The sequence below is a fragment of the Streptomyces sp. NPDC008092 genome, from assembly GCF_042957285.1.
GTDB lineage: Bacteria > Actinomycetota > Actinomycetes > Streptomycetales > Streptomycetaceae > Streptomyces.
In genome coordinates this window covers 194,723-211,820 of record NZ_JBIBHY010000018.1, presented here as the reverse complement: position 1 = coordinate 211,820, position 17,098 = coordinate 194,723, and the positions used below count along the sequence as shown (strand labels likewise).

Sequence of the window (17,098 nt, the reverse complement as noted above, 5' to 3'; positions counted from 1 at the left end):
AGGCGGAGTTACTGAGGGGTGAGGTCGGGCAGCGTGTCCAGCGCCCGTACGGCCCGTGCGGTGATCTCCTCGGGGGTGCCCGAGACGTCCACGGCGACACCGGGCTCGTCCGCCTCCAGCGGCTGGAGCGTGGCGAACTGGGAGTCCAGCAGGGCGGTCGGCATGAAGTGGCCCTGCCGGTGCGACATCCGGTCCTCGATGAGCCGCCGGTCGCCGGCCAGGTGCAGGAACACGATGCCGGGGGCCGCGGCCCGGAGCCGGTCGCGGTACGACCGCTTCAGCGCGGAGCTGCTGACCACCCCGCCGAGCCCCGCCCGCCCGTGCGCCCAGGCGCCGATGGCGTCCAGCCACGGCCACCGGTCGGCGTCGTCGAGCGGGTGACCGGCCGACATCTTGGCGATGTTGGCCGGCGGGTGGAAGTCGTCGCCCTCGGCGTACGGGACGCCGAGCCGGGCGGCGAGCAGCGGACCGATCGTGGTCTTGCCCGTGCCGGCGACGCCCATCACCACGATGACGTGAGGGGTGCGCATCAGTGCCTCGCTGTGTCTTCCTCGGAAGGTGTCGCCTCACTGAAACCCATTAGGTACGACGAATTCAAGAGTATGTGACAAATAAGTCTGACTTTTTGGCTCGGTGATCCGCTCGGTACGCTGAGTGCATGAGCACACCGGGCCGGGGCCTGCACGGCCGAGTACTGGACACCCTCGGCCCCGCCATCACCGCGGGCGAGTACCCGCCGGGCAGCGTCCTGCGCACCGACGAACTGGCCCAGCACTTCGAGGTCTCACGCTCCGTGATGCGCGAGGCCGTCCGGGTCCTCGAATCCATGCACCTGGTCGAGTCCCGCCGCCGGGTGGGCGTCACCGTCCGCCCCAGGGCCGAGTGGAACGTCTACGACCCGCAGGTCATCCGCTGGCGCCTGGCCGGCGCCGACCGCCCGCACCAGCTGCGCTCGCTCACCGTGCTGCGCTCGGCGATCGAACCGGTGGCGGCCGGTCTCGCGGCGCGGCACGCCACGGCCGGGCAGTGCGCCGAACTCACCGAGTGCGCCCTCGGCATGGTGGCCCACTCGCGCGGCCACAAGCTGGAGGAGTACCTGTTCCACGACGTGGCCTTCCACCGGGTGATCCTGGCGGCGTCGGGCAACGAGATGTTCGCCCGGCTCGGCGACGTCGTGGCCGAGGTCCTCTCGGGCCGTACCCAGCACGAGGTCATGTTCGAGGACCCCGACCCGGCCGCCGTCACCCTCCACGTCCAGCTCGCGGAGGCGGTCCGCGAGGGCGACGCCCCCCGCGCGGAACAGCTGACCCGCGAGATCACGGCGGGCGCCCTCCAGGAACTGGACATCCTGGCGCCGTAGCCCTGCCGCGGCCCTACTGCTCCGGGAAGTCGCCGTCCAGATACACCCAGGCCCCGTCGACCCGTTCGAAGCGGCTGTGCTCCTGCAGCGCGCCGCCGGCGAAGGAGGCGCGGAAGGTCACCGTGCCGGTGGAGTGGAAGGCCGAGCCGTCGGTCGTCGCCAGGATCTCCAGGCCGGTCCACCGCATCCCGGGGTCCAGGTCGAGCCGGGCCGGGCGGGTCCGGGGATGCCAGGTGCGCAGCAGGTACGGCTCGTCGAGTCCGACGAAGGCGCTGTAGCGCGAACGCATGAGCGCCTCGGCGGTGGGCGCCGCCGCCGTACCCCGGTGGAACCGGCCACAGCAGTTCTCGTACGTCGCCGGCAGACCGCACGGGCAGGCGGCGGCGGACTGCTGCCGGGGTCGCTTCGGTGCCACGGCCCCGCCCCCTATGCCGACTCGGCGTTGGTCGGCGGCTGGGCCGGACGCGCCGGAAGGACCAGGGTGGGGAGCGCGGGCAGCGCCGTGCGGTGCACCCAGGCGTCCAGGAGACCGTCCAGCGGCTCGTCCGCGAACCGGTTGACGTGAGCCGTGAACATCGCGGTCGTCACGGACCCGCCCCGGTGCAGCCCCGCCCACGCCCGCAGCATGTGGAAGAACCGCTCGTCGCCGAGCGCGCAGCGGACCGCGTGGATCGTGACCCCGCCCCGCTCGTAGAGCCGGTCGTCGAACATCGACTTCTTGCCCGGCGCGGCGATCCGGATGTCCTGCGGCATCCCGGAGAGCAACCGGTGCGCGATGGCGGCCAGTTGCTGCGCGCTACGGCCCCCGGACCGCTCCGACCAGAGCCACTCCGCGTACTTGGCGAGCCCCTCGTTCAGCCAGATGTGCCGCCAGTCGGCGATGGACACGCTGTTGCCGAACCACTGGTGCGCCAGTTCGTGCGCGACCAGCCGCTCCGAACCCCGCGCCCCGTCCACGTGGTTGGCGCCGAACAGCGACAACCCCTGCGCCTCGACGGGGACATCGAACTCCTCGTCGGCGACGACCACGGCGTACTCGTCGAACGGGTACGGCCCGAACAGCCGCTGGAACAGGTCCATCATCGCGGGCTGCCGCGCGAAGTCCCTGGAGAACTCCGGGAGCAGCTGCGCCGGTATGTGCCCGTGCATCGGGATCCCGCCGAAGCCGGGGTCGCCGAGGAGCACCGTCTGGAACTTGCCGATCGCGAGGCTCACCAGGTAGCTCGACGTCGGCGCGGCCTGCTCGTACACCCAGGTCGTCGTGGACGCCTTCGTGGTACGGGTGAGCAGCCGGCCGCCGGCCACCACCGAGTACGCCGACGGGCAGGTGACCGAGAGCAGGTACGACGCCTTGTCGGCCGGCCGGTCGTTGCACGGAAACCAGGAGGGTGCGCCGGTCGGCTGGCTGGCCACCAGCGCGCCGTCCGTCAGCTCCTCCCAGCCGATGCCGCCCCACGGGCTGTTCACCGGCTTCGGGTTGCCGGACCAGTGGATCTCCACGGTGAAGGCGGCCCCGGCGCGCAGCGGCTTCGCGGGCTTGATCCGCAGCCGGCCGCCCCGGTGCGTCCAGTGCGGCTGGCGGCCGTCCACCCGGATCCGGCCGATCTTGAAGTCGGCCAGGTTCAGCTGGAACTCGGGCAGCGCGGCCCGGCCCGCGATCGCGTTGATCCGGGCCATGCCGGCCAGCCGGTTGGGTCCTGGCCGGTAGTCCAGCGTGAGCTCATAGCGATGCACCCGGTACCGGGAATCGCCGTTGTCCGGGAAGTACGGGTCCGGACCCGCTGACTGCTGCACTGCCACTTCCGCGTTCGCTCCCTGCGCTGTGCTCGAACCGTCCCTCGGTGCACCGATGCCCGCGGCCACCACCGGACGGCCCGCGCTCAGGGACGCCATGCCTCGATCGGGTTGCCGAGCCAGCGGGTGTCGTCGGGAACCGACTCCGCCGCCATGACGAGCGACGCGGGACCCAGGGTGGTGCGGGCCCCGATCGTGCTGCCGGGCAGCACGATCCCGCCAGGGCCCAGGGTGGCGCCCTCACGGAGAACCACAGTATCCGTCCGCAAGATCCGGTCGTGGAAGAGGTGAGTCTGCAGGACACAGCCGCGGTTCACGGTGGCCGCGTCCTCCAGTGTGACCAGATCCGTCTCCGGGAGCCAGTAGCTCTCCACCCAGACGCCCTTGCCGATGCGTGCGCCGAGGCCGCGCAGCCAGGCCGTCATCACCGGCGTACCCGGCACCGAGCCGGCCAGCCACGGCACCGCCAGCACCTCGACGAACGTGTCCGCCAGCTCGTTGCGCCACACGAACGAACTCCACAGCGGGTGCTCCCCGCTGCGGTGCCGCCCGACCAGCGTCCACTTGGCGAGCACGGAGACCAGGCCCGCGACGGCACCGGCACCCAGCAGCACCAGTCCCGAAAGGAGGGGTGCCCAGGCGCCCAGGGCGCACAGCGCGGCCACCGTCAGCCCGGCCAGTGCCACCGAGCACAGCACCGGCACGATCCGGCACGTCTCCACCAGGGCCCGCGCCCACAGCAGCCGGGCCGGCGGCTCGTAGGTCCGGCTCTGGTCGCCGTCGGACGCGCTGCGCGGCAGCTTCACCGGCGGCAGCCCCAGGTACGACGTGCCCTTCTTGGCCTTCTTCGGCGTCGCCGACAGCACGCCCACCAGACCGCCGTCCGGCACGCTGCGGCCCGGCGCGGTCATCCCGGAGTTCCCGAGGAACGCCCGCCGCCCGATCTCCGCACGCCCGATCCGCACATACCCGCCACCGAGTTCGTACGGCGCGGTCAGCGTGTCGTCGGCCAGGAACGCGCCCTCGCCGACCGTGGTCAGGCTCGGCAGCGCGAGCACGGTCGACACCTCGGCCCCGCGCCCGATCCGCATCCCGAGCAGCCGCAGCCACACCGGCGTGACCAGCCCCGCGTACAGCGGGAACAGCGTCTCGCGGGAGCGGTCCATCAGCTGGGACACCGTCCAGGCCTGCCAGCCGGTCCGGCTGTGCGTCGGATAGGTGCCGGTGCGCAGCCCCAGGCTCAGCAGCCGCACGGAGACGAGGATCAGCAGGGCGTACGCCAGCCCGAACGCCAGCGTGGCCGGGACCAGGGCGACCGCCGCGCCCCGCAGGGCCCCGGCCAGACCGTCCCCGGGGGCCACGAAGCGCCCGGCGACCAGCAGCGCGGCGGCACCGGACAGCACCGGGAGCGCGCTGAGCGCGAGCCCGGTGAGGCCGTACATCACCCGCCAGTAGGTGCCGCGCTGCGGCCGGTGCTTGGGCCAGTTCCGCTTGGCCTTGCCCAGCTTGACCGCCGGGGCGCCGGCCCAGCGCTGGCCGGTCGGGACCTGCCCGGTCACCGCGGAGCCGGGGGCCACCTCGGCGCGCTTGCCGACGCGGGCGCCCGGGAAGAGCATGCTGCGCGTGCCGACGACCGCGTGGGCGCCGATCCGGACCGGGCCGATCACCAGCCGGTCGCCGTCCAGCCAGGAGCCGGACAGGTCCACCTCGGACTCCACGGCCGCGCCCCGCCCGACCCTGAGCAGGCCGGTGACCGGCGGCAGCGAGTGCAGGTCCACCTCGGGGCCGATCTTGGCGCCCAGCGCCCGTGCGTACCGCTCCAGCCAGGAGCCGGTCAGCGCGGTCGCGCCGGTGAACTCGGCCAGCCGCTCCGCCGCCCACAGCCGCAGGTGGACGGAGCCGCCGCGCGGATACGTGCCGGGCTTCACGCCCCGCAGCAGCAGCCGCGCGCCACCGGCCGCGACCGCGATCCGGCCGGGCGGGGTGAACAGCGCCACGGCCCCGAGGGCGACCAGCCACCAGGGCGCGGTGGGCAGCCAGCCGTAGCCGCCCAGCACGTTGCCGAGCGCGGCGAGGACCACCGTCCAGCGCAGCCCGAGGAGGGTGAACAGGGGGAGCAGGAGCAGCAGCTGCACGCACTGGGCGCCGCGCGGCACGGGCGCGATCGTGCGCTCGGCGCCGTCGTCCTGCGTGGACTCCTCCAGCCGGCGGGCGAGCTTGCGCAGCACCGGCTGCTGGTAGATGTCGAGGACGGCCGCGCTCGGGTAGCGGGTGCGCAGCCGGGTGGTGAGCTGGGCGGCGGACAGGCTGCCGCCGCCGATCGCAAAGAAGTCGTCGGAGGCGCTGGACACCGGGATGCCGAGGACCTCGGTCCACTGCTCGGCGACCCAGGCCTCGGTGCCGTACAGCTGCTCGGCCGGGCCGCCGGTCTCCAGGCCCTCCAGGGGCCAGGGCAGCGCGTTGCGGTCGACCTTGCCGGAGGTACGGGTGGGCAGCTCGGCGACGGGCGCGAGGAGCGGGACGAGGGCGGCGGGCAGCTCGGCACGGAGTTTCTCGACGGCCGCCGCGTGGTCCCAGCCGTCCTGGGTGACGACGTAGCCGACCAGGAGCTGGTTGCCGCTGCGCGCGGTCCGTACGGCCGCCGCGGCGCCCGCGACGCCGGGGAGCGCCTGCAGGGCCGCGTCGACCTCGCCCAGCTCGATCCGGCGCCCGCCCAGCTTGATCTGCTCGTCGGCACGCCCGAGGAACACCAGCCCCTCGCGGTCGGCCCGCACCAGGTCACCGCTGCGGTACGCCCGCTCCCAGCCCAGCGACTCAAGCGGCGCGTACTTCTCCGCGTCCTTCTCGGCGTCCAGGTACCGGGCGAGGCCGACCCCGCCGATCACCAGCTGGCCGCTCTCGCCCAGGGACACGGGCACGCCCGCGTCGTCCACGACGGCCAGCTCCCAGCCGTTCAGCGGCAGCCCGATGCGGATCGGCTCCTCGCCGGTCATCAGGGCCGCGCAGGCGACGACGGTGGCCTCGGTGGGGCCGTAGGTGTTCCAGACCTCGCGGCCCTCGGTGACCAGGCGCTGCGCCAGCTCGGGCGGGCAGGCCTCGCCGCCGAAGATGAGGAGGCGGACGTCGTTGAGGGTCTCGGGCTCCCAGAGGGCGGCCAGGGTGGGCACGGTCGAGACGACGGTGATCTCCTGCTCGACCAGCCAGGGGCCGAGGTCGGCGCCGCTGCGCACCTGGGAGCGCGGCACCGGCACCAGGCAGGCGCCGTAGCGCCAGGCCAGCCACATCTCCTCGCAGGAGGCGTCGAAGGCCACCGAGAGGCCCGCCATGACCCGGTCGCCGGGCCCGATCGGCTCCTCGGTCAGGAACAGCGCGGCCTCGGCGTCCACGAAGGCGGCGGCGCTGCGGTGGGTGACGGCGACGCCCTTGGGCCTGCCGGTGGACCCGGAGGTGAAGATGATCCAGGCGTCGTGCTCGGCGCCGGGGCGGCCGGAGGGCCGTGCGGACTCGTGGCGCACGTCGATGTGCAGCCCCTCGCCGAGGACGGCCGCCACCTCCGCCTCGCCGAACACCAGTGCGGCCCGCTCGTCCGGGTCCTCGGCGTCCACCGGGACGTAGGCGGCACCGGCCGCGAGCACGCCGAGCACGGCGACGTACAGATCGTTGGTTCCGGACGGCACCCGGACGCCCACGCGGTCGCCGAGTCCGATGCCGGCCTCGGCGAGCCGTCGCCGAAGCCGCGCCACCTCTATGGCGAGCCCGCGGTAGGTGAGCTGGGTGGTGCCGTCGTCCAGTGCGGGCTCATCGGGGTGCGCCCGTACCGTTGCCTCGAACACGTCCACCAGGGTGCGCGGCGAGGCCGCCGCCCCGGCCGAGAAACGTGCGGTGTCCCCGAACTCCTCGCGGATCTCTTCGTCGAGCAGGCCGAGAGCACTGCTCTCGTCAATCGCTGCCATCCGGTCCTCGCGTCTCGTTCCCGGAACCTCCGGGGTGCCGGCGGGCCCGCAGGTCTGCCTGGGGTTGTCCGGCTCCGGCTAGGTAACAAGCCGGAAATATTAGTACGACGCTAGGCTCCCGTTCATCTCACGGCCACCTGAAGACAGCCGTTCGGAGCAGTCCCTTGAATCTTAAGGCACCTCTGACCAGGGATTCTCCGTGCACGGCGAGAGATGGGCCACACAGCGTGAGGCAGGCCAACTCCATGTGTCCGGCGGCCTGTACGACAACGGCCGGCCCGGCGGCGAAGAGGGGGGAGGGATCGCCGCGGAACCGGCCGTCGCCGTGGGGGTGGAGGAAACGTCACGGGGCGCCGGACGTCACGCGGCGCTGACCTCGGCCCAGATGGACTTGCCCCAGGGCAGGTTGCCCACGCCCCAGCGGCCCGAGCACAGCGCGTCGAGGATCAGCAGGCCCCGCCCGCGGTCCCGTTCGACCGAGATGGGCCGCAGCCGGGGATGGCGGCCCAGCGGGTCGTGCACCTCGACCCGGGTCCGGGAGCCGTCGGTGTCGATGACGAGGCGGACCGGGTCGTCCGGGTCGGTCTCGTAGCGCAGGGAGTTGGTGACCAGCTCGCAGGTGACCAGGGCGACGGCGTCGATGTGGTCACGGGAGGCGTCCGGGGTGTGGTGCGCGATGAAGTCGCTCACGAACAGCCGTGCGGCCTTGGCCGATTGAGGCTCGCTGGCCAGTAACAGGACCGGCGGCGGGGCGACTTGCAGGGCGCGCGGTTCGGTCGTGGTGCTCCGCTGGCGTTCGATCATGTGCATCCCCTCACGGGCATGTCCCAACGCAGGCACGGTAGTTCGCCATGCGAGTGCGGTCACTGTCGTATTTCCCGGATTCATGGTGCCTTCACGGCACAGTCGATCGCAATACGTCCCACAGGATGTGAAAAATTGCGCATCGACGCGAGAGACTTGCGGCACAAGTCGTCAGTCGGTGGCGAGGGCCCCGGCGGCACGGGCAGACTGTCGGGCAGTTCACCGGAGAGAAGGGGGAATCCGTGAGCACGCCCACGGTGCGCCGGCGTCGGCTCGGTGCGAAGTTGCGCGAACTGCGCGGCGAACTCACCCTCGACGAGGTCGCCGAGCACTCCGAGGGCGCGTTCGTCTCCTCCAAGCTGTCCCGGATGGAGACCGGCAAGACGGCCCCCAAGGCAGCGGACATCCAGGCGCTGCTCCACCTGTACGGCGAACTCGGCCGCGACGTCAGCGACGAGCTGCGCGCGGCTCTGATCACGCTCACCAAGGAGGGCGGCCGGCGCGGCTGGTGGCACTCGTACCGGGGTGTCCTCACCCCGGTGTACGAGGACCTGATCAGCCTGGAGGCGGAGGCCGAGACGGTCTCCACCTGGCAGCTGGGCATGGTCCCCGGACTGCTCCAGACCGCCGAGTACGCCCGCGAGATCATCCGGGCGACCGCCATGTCCGAGGCGGTCGAGGCACGGGTCGACGCGCTCGTCGAGGTACGGCTGGCACGCCAGGCCGTCCTCACCCGGGACAGCGACCCGCTGGCGCTCTGGGCGATCATCTCCGAACAGGCCCTGCGCTCCACCACCGAGGATCCCGCCCTGATGTACGAGCAGTTGGGGCGCCTGCTTACGATGGGGCGGCGCCCGAACATCAACATCCAGGTGTTGAGATCGGACGCTCCCCTGCACGCCGGGCTCACCGGCACCTTCAGCATCCTGGGCTTCGGTCCGCACACCGATCTGGACGTCGTCCACCAGGAAGGGCTGACCTCCGCCCTGTACATCGAGGAACGTGATCGGGTCTCCACGCACCGGGCCGCGTGGCAACGCCTCACGTCTGCCGCCGAGTCCGTCGAGGCGTCGGTGGAACTGATCACCCAGATAAGGAAGAACGAATAGCGAATGAAGCACGTTGACGACGCGTCGACTCTGCCGGTGACCTGGTGGAAGTCGTCGGCGTCCGCATCACAGTCCGACTGCGTGGAATGCGGGATCGTCGACGAGGCGACGGCCGCCGTACGCGACAGCAAGCGGCCCGACGGGCCCGCGCTCCTGCTGGACCGCGCCACGCTCCGCGCGTTCACCTCCGCCGTGGCCCTCCGTGACGGCCGAATAGGCGGCCTGGACGGCCTCGGCTGAGAGAGCGGCGTCCACCGACGAGGTGGCCGCCCGCGCTCTGCTCGAAAACCGCTCCAAAACCAAGAAACCCCTGCTCAGCAGGGGTTTCTTCGTGGTTTCCTTCGTGGTGTCCGAGGGGGGACTTGAACCCCCACGCCCAATAAAGGGCACTAGCACCTCAAGCTAGCGCGTCTGCCATTCCGCCACCCGGACAAGGTGTCTGTCGTGCGAAGTGCTCCGTGCGGGTTTCCCTCGCGGCGACGGAGGAAACACTACCAGGCTTTCGGGGGCGGTCGATCACACCCTGTTTCCGTGCCCGCGGGCGTGAACGGCGTGTGACGGGCCGGGACCGGCCTTGGGCCCGGAGCGGGAAGGGAGAGAGGATGGCGGGGACCGGCCGGCAGTGACAGCGGAAGGAAGCAGCGTGAGCGAGACGGACACGGCCAGGGGCGTCACCGGCGAGGACGAGGTCGTGGACCTCTGCCGCGAGCTGATCCGGTTCGACACCAGCAACTACGGGGACCACTCCGGTCCCGGCGAGCGCAAGGCCGCCGAGTGGGTCGCCGAGAAGCTCGCCGAGGTCGGCCTGGAGCCGAAGATCTTCGAGTCCCACCCGGGCCGCGCCTCGACGGTGGCCCGCATCGAGGGCGCGGACCCGTCCAGGCCCGCCCTCCTCATCCACGGCCACCTCGACGTCGTACCGGCCAACGCCGACGACTGGACCCACCACCCGTTCTCCGGGGAGGTCGCGGACGGGTGCGTGTGGGGCCGGGGCGCGGTCGACATGAAGGACATGGACGCCATGACCCTGGCGGTCGTACGGGACCGGCTGCGCAGCGGCCGCAGACCGCCCCGGGACATCGTGCTGGCCTTTCTGGCCGACGAGGAGGCCGGCGGCACCTGGGGCGCCCGGCACCTGGTCGACAACCACCCGGACCTCTTCGAGGGGGTCACCGAGGCGATCAGCGAGGTCGGCGGGTTCTCCTTCACGGTGAACGAGCAGCGCCGGCTCTACCTCATCCAGACGGCCGAGAAGGGCATGCACTGGATGAAGCTGAAGGTGGCAGGCACCGCCGGGCACGGCTCGATGATCCACCGCGACAACGCGATCACCGAGCTCTCGGAGGCCGTGGCGCGGCTGGGCCGACACAGGTTCCCGGTCCGGGTCACCAAGACCACCCGGGCCTTCCTCGACGAGCTGGGCGACGCGCTCGGCACCGAGCTGGACCCGGAGGACATGGAGTCGACGCTGGCCCGGCTCGGCGGCATCGCCAAGCTGATCGGCGCGACCCTCGGCAACACCGCCAATCCGACCCAGCTGAACGCCGGCTACAAGGTCAACGTCATCCCCGGCGAGGCCACCGCGCACGTGGACGGGCGTTTCCTGCCCGGACACGAGGAGGAGTTCCTCGCCGACCTCGACCGGATCCTCGGCCCGAACGTGGTCCGCACGGACGTGCACTCCGACAAGGCGCTGGAGACCAGCTTCGACGGCGCCCTGGTGGAGGCCATGCAGTCCTCGCTGCTCGCCGAGGACCCGACCGCCAAGGCGATCCCCTACATGCTCTCCGGGGGCACCGACGCCAAGTCCTTCGACGACCTCGGCATCCGCGGCTTCGGCTTCGCGCCGCTCAAGCTGCCGCCGGAGCTGGACTTCGCGGGCATGTTCCACGGCGTGGACGAGCGAGTGCCGGTGGACGGGCTGCAGTTCGGCGTGCGCGTGCTCGACCGGTTCATCGACGCGTCGTGAAGCAATGGCTTCAGGTAATCGGGCGGCTGTGCGAGGTCGACTGAGAAGAGTGAATGCGACGATAAGCTCGTAGCCCCATTACTCCCTCCTCGTTACATCTAATGCGATCCGCTACTTGGAATCGCATTGCCAACAAGGAGGAATAATGCTCAAGAAGGTCGTCGCTGCTGCGGCTGTCACTGGTGGTCTGGTTCTCGCGGGTGCGGGCCTGGCCGTCGCCGACTCGGGTGCCCAGGGCGCTGCCGTGGGTTCCCCGGGTGTCATCTCCGGCAACGTGATCCAGGTTCCCGTGCACGTCCCGGTGAACGTCTGCGGCAACACGATCTCCGTGATCGGGCTGCTGAACCCCGCCTTCGGCAACACCTGCATCAACAAGTGACGCCGACTCCCTGAGGGGCGTCGTCTTTCCGTCGGCCCCGGAGCGCGCGCCATGCGCTCCGGGGCCGACCGGTTTTTCCGCAGGCTTTCCCTGCGGTGAATGCAGAGTCAGGATCCAAGGCAGGGGGGAATTCAGAAAATGCGACAGGGAACCCGCAAGGGCCTTGTGACAGTGGCCGCGGCGACCGGCGTGATCGCCGCGGCGAGCGGTTACGCCCACGCCGACTCGGGGGCCGTCGGTTCCGCCACCGACTCACCCGGCGTGCTGTCCGGCAACACGGTGCAGGCGCCGGTGCACGTGCCGGTGAACGTCTGCGGCAACACCGTGAACGTCGTCGGCGCCCTCAACCCGGCGATGGGCAACAAATGCGCCAACCACGGCGGTGGAGGCGGCGCTTCGACGGGCTACGGTGACACCGGAGGTTACGGTGACACCGGAGGTTACGGCGACACCGGAGGTTACGGCGATCACGGCGGCCACAGCAGCCATGGCGGCCACGGCGGCGCGCACGCCGGGGGACACACCGCGGGCTCACCCGGTGTCGGTTCGGGCAACACCGTGCAGGCGCCCATCGACGTGCCGGTGAATGTCTGCGGCAACAGCGTCAACGTCATCGGCGTCGGCAACACCGCCGTGGGCAACGAGTGCGCCAACGGCGGGGGTTCCGGACACCCGGGCCACCCCGGTCACCCCGGAAATCCCGGTCACCCCGGTGGCGGTCACCCCACTCAGCCGCCCGGCCACGGCGGGCACGGCGGACATGGGGGCCACGGCGGGCACGGGGGTCACGGCGGCCACGGACACGGGACGCCTCCGGGGCACGGCGGCCACGGGAGCAACCCGCCCGGGAACCCGGGGAACCCCGGAACTCCGGGCCAGCCCGGGCACCCGGGGACCCCAGGTCAGCCCGGCCAGCCGGGGCACCCGGGAACTCCGGGTCAGCCGGGGAACCCCGGAACTCCGGGCCAGCCCGGGCATCCGGGGACTCCAGGCCAGCCGGGTCAGCCCGGTCACCCGGGGACTCCCGGTCAGCCGGGGACGCCGGGGACTCCGGGCCAGCACCCGGGCACGCCCCCCGCTCACTCCGGCGGCAAGACCGTCCCCACCGGTCCCCACGGCTCAAGTCACGTCACCCCGCTGGGCAGCGCCTCGGTGAGTCAGCCCGCCTCCGCCGCGCAGCTCGCGCACACCGGCAGTGACCTGTCGCTGGGGCTCACGCTCCCGGCGGGCGCGGGCGCACTGCTCGCGGGCGCGGTGCTGTACCGCAGGGCGCGCGCCGCGGCGTAGCGCACGGACGGTGACGCACCGGCGACGGTGCGTGGAACGGGACGGGCCCCGTCGCAGCGGGGCCCCTTCCGTCAGTCGGCCAGTCTCACCATGTGGCACGCACCTGGCGGATGATCCGCCGGCGCAACCGCACTCTGCGGCTGCCGTCGCGCATGAGGCTCAGTCGGTCCAACTCCCAGTGTCCGTACTCGGCATGGTCCGTCAGCAGACGTGTGGCCTCCTTGCGGGACACCCCGCGAGGTACGTACACGTCGACAAATTCGTATTCCGGCATCGCATCTATTGTGCGGGCTGGTGCCCGGTACGGATAGCGTCTGCACTATGTCTGATGCTGCGCAGCCCACCGCTGCCGAGGTACGCGCCGCCGCCGAGGCGGTCAAGACCGCGCTCGACCGCCATCTGGCCGCGGTCGAACGCAGGTCGGGGGAGGACGACCCGGCTGTCTACGAGGCGTTCAACCAGCTGGCCGCGGCCGCCGAGGTCTACGACGAGCTCCTGTACGACCGCTACGACGAAGTCACACCCTTCGAGATCCCCGGTACGGACGACTCGCTGCCGCCGTACGCGGGCCCCGAGGAGCCGAACGCGATCAGCGTGCTGATCCGCCGCGACTACGCCGTGGCCGAACCGCAGCGGCTGCTGGCGCAGGCCCAGCGGGTCGAGGCGGCGGAGTACGACGACGGCCCCGGCGCGGACGAGGACGCGGCCGGCACGATCCACGGGGCGCTGGGCGTCCTGTTCGGCGAGTTCGAGCCGGACGAGATCGCCTCCCGGCACAAGGAGTTCGGCCTGGAGGAGGGCGACTCCACGCTCTGGGTGACCGCGGCGGACGAGCCGGCCGAGCCCGGCGAGTGGCTGGAGGTGCCCTTCGAAGGGGTCGACCCGCAGCGCGTGGTGTGCCGCTTCGACGTCAGCGCGGTCTTCGACGACGAGGACACGGAGGACGGCCAGGACGCCGGGGAGACCGACGACCTGGACGACCTCGACCTGGACGAGGACGAGGATCTGGAGCCGCTGGACGCGGAGCGCTGACGCACCGGCCGGCGGTGCCTTCCGGAGGCCGAGGCCGGACGGGCACCGCCGGCCGGCGCCGTTGCGGCAGGCCGCCGCACCGAGCCGGCGCCGGAACCGGTCAGTCCGCCGCGGGGACCTGTGTCTTCAACAGCAGGGGCAGGCGGGTCGTCCGCGGCTTCGGCAGGGTCTCGGCCACCGCCTTCGGCAGGGCCTGCTCCACACCGTGGACCACCGACAGGTGGCGCTCCGCCCGGCTGAACGCCGTGTACACCCAGGGGCGGCTGAGGGACTGGACCGCGTCCCCGGGCAGCACGACGACCGCCGCCGGCCAGCGGCCGCCCACCGCCTGGTGGGCGGTCAGGGCCCAGCCGTGCCGGACGGACTGCTCCACCCGCTCCTTCGGTACGACCACGGGCGCGCCCCCGCACGACAGGTGCAGCCCGTCGGCGTCGGCGTCGACCACCCGGCCCGGCACCGTACGGCCCGGCGCGGGGGAGTAGGCGACCCGGTCCCCGGGGTCGAAGCCGCCGAAGCGGCCGGGGCCCGGATTGAGCCGTTCCTTGAGGGCGGTGTTGAGGGCGCGGGTGCCGGCCGCTCCGCCGTGGCCCGGGGTGATCACCACGGTCTGCTCGGCGGGGACACCGAGCGCGCGCGGCACGGAGTCGGCGACCAGCTGCACCGTCCGGTGCACCGCCTCGCCCGCGTCCCGCACCGGCACGATCACGACCTCCTTGCCGGGCGCCTCCACCTGGCTGAGCTCGCCGGCGCCGATCCCGGAGACCAGTTCGCCGAGCGGGCCGGGATCGGGCGTGCGGGAGGCGATCTGCGGGCACACACGGGCCGCCAGGAGGTCGGCGAAGACCCGCCCGGCGCCCGCTGACCACAGCGCCGCCGGATCCCCGCTCAGCACCAGCCGGGCGCCGTCGGGCAGCGCCTCCACGAGCATCGCCGCGCCCTCCACGTCCAGCTGGGGTGCGTCCAGCACGATCAGCAGGTCGAGGGCGAGCGCGCCGTCCGCGTCCCGGCCGGGCCCCGCGGCGCCGGCGAGCAGGTCGGCGACGGTGCCCACGGCGCCTTCGCCGCCCGCCAGGCGGCGGCTGCCGTCAGGGGTGTGGGTGGCCGCGAAGGCGCGCAGTCCGGCCGAGCGGGCGGCGCCGAGCAGGGCCGCGGGCTCGGCGCGGGCCGCCTCGCCGCCGGTGTGCAGCACCAGGCCGTGTCCGGCGACCGCACGCGCCAGCTCCGCCGCGCCGCCGGAGGCCGCCGCCGCGGCCGTCTCCCAGGGCTCCGAGGCGTCCTTGGCCAGCGAGTTCATCAGCCGGGCCAGCCCGTCGGCGAGGCTCTCCTCGGCCAGCGCGTACCGCTCCAGGGCGACCAGGACCCGGACCGGACGCTCCTCCTCGTCGTCCTCGGGCTCCGGGGCGCCCGGATCCAGGGCGTCCCGGAAGACCAGCGCCTCGCCCTCCGCGAGCGCGTCCTGCACGGCCGCCTCCGGGTCGGGCACCGCCTGCCGGCCCAGCGCGGCGGTGAGCGCCGACAGCTCCAGCGCGGTGTGCCCGGCGACGGCGGCCTGCTCCAGGAGCCAGCCGGTCACCGCCCGGCCGCGCCGCTCGTCGTCCGGAGCGCACTCCGCGCCGAGCAGCGCCCGCGCGAACCCGTCGGCCTGGTCCGGCCGTACCCCGGTGACCCGGAGCAGCTGCCAGGGGTCCTCCCGCAGCACCGTGTCCGCGCCCTCGCCGAGAGCGGCGGCGACCTGGGGCGCGAGCGACTCGGGCGCACCGCCGTCGGACAGCACCCGGCGCACGTCCGCGACCGTCTCCGCGGCGGGCCCGGTGGCGGCCGGCGCGGGCTGGGGCCGGCGGACGGGCTCCGGGGCGGGGGCCGCCCGGTCCGGGGCCGGCTCCGGCGCCGCGAACACGGTGGCCACCGGCTTCTCGCCGCCCTCCACGGCCCGGATCGCCGCGAGCAGGTCCGCCGCCGTCCCGCTGAGCTTGGTCCCGCTCTCGATCGGCGCCGACTTCTCCGCCTTCCGCCGCTCGATCCGCTCCCGCTCGACGCGCTGAGCGGCCAGCTCGGCCTGGGCCTCGGACTGCTGGCCCTCGGACTGTTGGCCCTCGGACTGCTGGGCCGCGGCCTCGGAACCGTCCGCGCCGGACGCGGCCCGGGCGTCGCTCGCGGTGGCCTCCACGGCCGTCGCGCTCCCGGTACCCGCCTCTTCGGCCTCGGGTCCGTCGCCCGGCTCCGTGGTCTCCGGTTCCGTGCTCACAGCGTGCTCCAGTCGTGATCGGGATAGCGGTGCACGGGCGCCGACACGTCGTCGAGCGCCCGGCAGATCTCGTCAGGAAGAGTAAGCGCCTCCACTGACAACGCCCCCGCGAGCTGCTGCGCGTTGCGCGCGCCGACGATCGGTGCGGCCACGCCCGGCCGGTCCCGCACCCAGGCGAGCGCCACCTGGAGCGGGGTGACCGCGAGCCCGTCCGCCGCCGTCTGCACGGCGTCCACGATCCGGGTCGCGGTGTCGTCGAGGTACGGCTCGACGAAGAGCGCCAGATGCTCGGAGGCGCCGCGCGAGTCCGGGGGAGTGGAGTGCCGGTACTTCGCGGTCAGCACGCCCCGGCCCAGCGGGGAGGACGGCAGCAGGCCGATGCCCAGGTCGAGGGCGGCGGGCAGCACCTCGCGCTCGACGCCCCGCTGGAGCAGCGAGTACTCCAGCTGGGTGCTGGCCAGCCGGGTCCGGGTGCCCGGCGCCGCGAGCTGCCAGGTCGCCGCCTTCGCCAGCTGCCAGCCGCAGAAGTTGGAGACCCCGGCGTAGCGGGCGCGCCCGCTGCTCACCGCCAGGTCGAGGGCCTGCAGGGTCTCCTCAAGCGGGGTGTCCGGGTCGTAGGCGTGCACGTGCCAGACGTCGACGTAGTCGGTGCCGAGGCGGGCCAGGGAGGCGTCCAGCGCGGCCAGCAGGTGGCCGCGCGAGCCGTTGAAACGCCGGTCGGGGTCGGGGACGCTGCCCGCCTTCGTCGAGATGACCAGGTCCCGGCGTGGCACCAGCCCTTCTATGAGCTGCCCGAGCAGGTATTCGGCCTCCCCGTCGCCGTACACGTCCGCGGTGTCGACGAGGGTGCCGCCGGCCTCCCAGAACGCCTTCAGCATGTCCGCGGCGTCGTGCTCGTCGACGTCCCGGCCCCAGGTGAGGGTGCCGAGCCCGATCCGGGACACGCGCAGGCCGGTACGGCCGAGATGCCTCTGCTCCATGCCCGCGAGATTACTGGCCAGAGCTGGTGCGTTGGGTTGCCTGTGGATAACCGATTTCACAAGGTGGCGGCGGCTTGAAGAAGGCGGGAGCCGCCCGATCCAGGGGTGCGGGGAACTGCGCGACCAGCCCTCACGACCCGCAGTCGAACGCGAACCGGTCCCACCGCACGGAAATCCTCCGCGCTA

15 protein-coding genes and 1 tRNA gene are annotated in these 17,098 nt (G+C 72.8%); 7 read left to right on the top strand and 9 right to left on the bottom strand.

The window, feature by feature from the left end; all coding sequences use genetic code 11:
- Window positions 1–8 precede the first annotated feature (8 nt).
- A complete protein-coding gene (locus tag ACFZB3_RS42720) occupies window positions 9–530 on the bottom strand; it encodes a gluconokinase, GntK/IdnK-type (RefSeq protein WP_391387243.1) in 522 nt (173 codons plus the stop codon).
- Window positions 531–658: 128 nt separating this feature from the next.
- On the opposite strand from ACFZB3_RS42720, the gene ACFZB3_RS42715 reads away from it, so the two are divergent.
- Window positions 659–1,360 carry an FCD domain-containing protein gene (locus ACFZB3_RS42715; protein ID WP_391387240.1) on the top strand — a complete coding sequence of 234 codons (702 nt, stop codon included), beginning with the start codon at window positions 659–661 and terminating at the stop codon, window positions 1,358–1,360.
- Between the two features lie 13 nt (window positions 1,361–1,373).
- Here ACFZB3_RS42715 and ACFZB3_RS42710 read toward each other — a convergent pair whose 3' ends face one another.
- The 4 genes from ACFZB3_RS42710 to ACFZB3_RS42695 all read right to left on the bottom strand — a co-directional run bounded on the left by ACFZB3_RS42710 (window position 1,374) and on the right by ACFZB3_RS42695 (window position 7,911).
- Window positions 1,374–1,775 carry a YchJ family metal-binding protein gene (locus tag ACFZB3_RS42710; protein ID WP_391387237.1) on the bottom strand — a complete coding sequence of 134 codons (402 nt, stop codon included), beginning with the start codon at window positions 1,773–1,775 and terminating at the stop codon, window positions 1,374–1,376.
- An 11-nt stretch (window positions 1,776–1,786) separates the two neighbouring features.
- Window positions 1,787–3,160 carry a M1 family aminopeptidase gene (locus ACFZB3_RS42705; RefSeq protein WP_391387234.1) on the bottom strand — a complete coding sequence of 458 codons (1,374 nt, stop codon included), beginning with the start codon at window positions 3,158–3,160 and terminating at the stop codon, window positions 1,787–1,789.
- An 80-nt stretch (window positions 3,161–3,240) separates the two neighbouring features.
- The gene (locus ACFZB3_RS42700; RefSeq protein ID WP_391387231.1) at window positions 3,241–7,107 is read right to left on the bottom strand and encodes a Pls/PosA family non-ribosomal peptide synthetase; all 3,867 of its coding nucleotides are present in this window, start codon (window positions 7,105–7,107) and stop codon (window positions 3,241–3,243) included.
- Window positions 7,108–7,467: 360 nt separating this feature from the next.
- Window positions 7,468–7,911 carry an ATP-binding protein gene (locus tag ACFZB3_RS42695; RefSeq protein WP_181805838.1) on the bottom strand — a complete coding sequence of 148 codons (444 nt, stop codon included), beginning with the start codon at window positions 7,909–7,911 and terminating at the stop codon, window positions 7,468–7,470.
- A 242-nt stretch (window positions 7,912–8,153) separates the two neighbouring features.
- Here ACFZB3_RS42695 and ACFZB3_RS42690 point away from each other — a divergent pair, with 242 nt between their 5' ends.
- The gene (locus ACFZB3_RS42690; protein ID WP_351501568.1) at window positions 8,154–9,020 is read left to right on the top strand and encodes a helix-turn-helix transcriptional regulator; all 867 of its coding nucleotides are present in this window, start codon (window positions 8,154–8,156) and stop codon (window positions 9,018–9,020) included.
- Window positions 9,021–9,023: 3 nt separating this feature from the next.
- Window positions 9,024–9,260, top strand: a complete 237-nt coding sequence (locus ACFZB3_RS42685) for a DUF397 domain-containing protein (RefSeq protein ID WP_391387228.1) — start codon at window positions 9,024–9,026, stop codon at window positions 9,258–9,260.
- Between the two features lie 104 nt (window positions 9,261–9,364).
- Here ACFZB3_RS42685 and ACFZB3_RS42680 read toward each other — a convergent pair.
- Window positions 9,365–9,452 (bottom strand) — tRNA-Leu (locus tag ACFZB3_RS42680).
- A gap of 211 nt (window positions 9,453–9,663) precedes the next feature.
- On the opposite strand from ACFZB3_RS42680, the gene ACFZB3_RS42675 reads away from it, so the two are divergent.
- From ACFZB3_RS42675 to ACFZB3_RS42665, 3 genes are all read left to right on the top strand, one after another.
- On the top strand, window positions 9,664–10,989 hold the full coding sequence (locus ACFZB3_RS42675; protein WP_391387226.1) for a M20/M25/M40 family metallo-hydrolase: 1,326 nt from the start codon (window positions 9,664–9,666) through the stop codon (window positions 10,987–10,989).
- A gap of 145 nt (window positions 10,990–11,134) precedes the next feature.
- Window positions 11,135–11,368, top strand: a complete 234-nt coding sequence (chpH, locus tag ACFZB3_RS42670) for a chaplin ChpH (RefSeq protein WP_391387224.1) — start codon at window positions 11,135–11,137, stop codon at window positions 11,366–11,368.
- Between the two features lie 138 nt (window positions 11,369–11,506).
- Window positions 11,507–12,655 carry a chaplin family protein gene (locus tag ACFZB3_RS42665; protein WP_391387222.1) on the top strand — a complete coding sequence of 383 codons (1,149 nt, stop codon included), beginning with the start codon at window positions 11,507–11,509 and terminating at the stop codon, window positions 12,653–12,655.
- A gap of 85 nt (window positions 12,656–12,740) precedes the next feature.
- On the opposite strand, the gene ACFZB3_RS42660 is transcribed toward ACFZB3_RS42665, so the two are convergent.
- On the bottom strand, window positions 12,741–12,929 hold the full coding sequence (locus tag ACFZB3_RS42660) for a DUF5703 family protein (RefSeq protein WP_046732800.1): 189 nt from the start codon (window positions 12,927–12,929) through the stop codon (window positions 12,741–12,743).
- Between the two features lie 47 nt (window positions 12,930–12,976).
- Here ACFZB3_RS42660 and ACFZB3_RS42655 point away from each other — a divergent pair, with 47 nt between their 5' ends.
- A complete protein-coding gene (locus ACFZB3_RS42655; protein WP_391387220.1) occupies window positions 12,977–13,687 on the top strand; it encodes a hypothetical protein in 711 nt (236 codons plus the stop codon).
- A gap of 100 nt (window positions 13,688–13,787) precedes the next feature.
- Here the strand turns inward: ACFZB3_RS42655 and ACFZB3_RS42650 are convergent, their stop codons facing one another.
- Both ACFZB3_RS42650 and ACFZB3_RS42645 read right to left on the bottom strand, forming a co-directional pair.
- Complete coding sequence (locus tag ACFZB3_RS42650) at window positions 13,788–15,932, bottom strand: helix-hairpin-helix domain-containing protein (protein WP_391387217.1); 2,145 nt, start codon at window positions 15,930–15,932, stop codon at window positions 13,788–13,790.
- On the bottom strand, window positions 15,929–16,912 hold the full coding sequence (locus ACFZB3_RS42645) for an aldo/keto reductase (RefSeq protein WP_391387214.1): 984 nt from the start codon (window positions 16,910–16,912) through the stop codon (window positions 15,929–15,931). Before ACFZB3_RS42645 ends, ACFZB3_RS42650 begins: the two co-directional genes overlap by 4 nt.
- Window positions 16,913–17,098 lie beyond the last annotated feature (186 nt).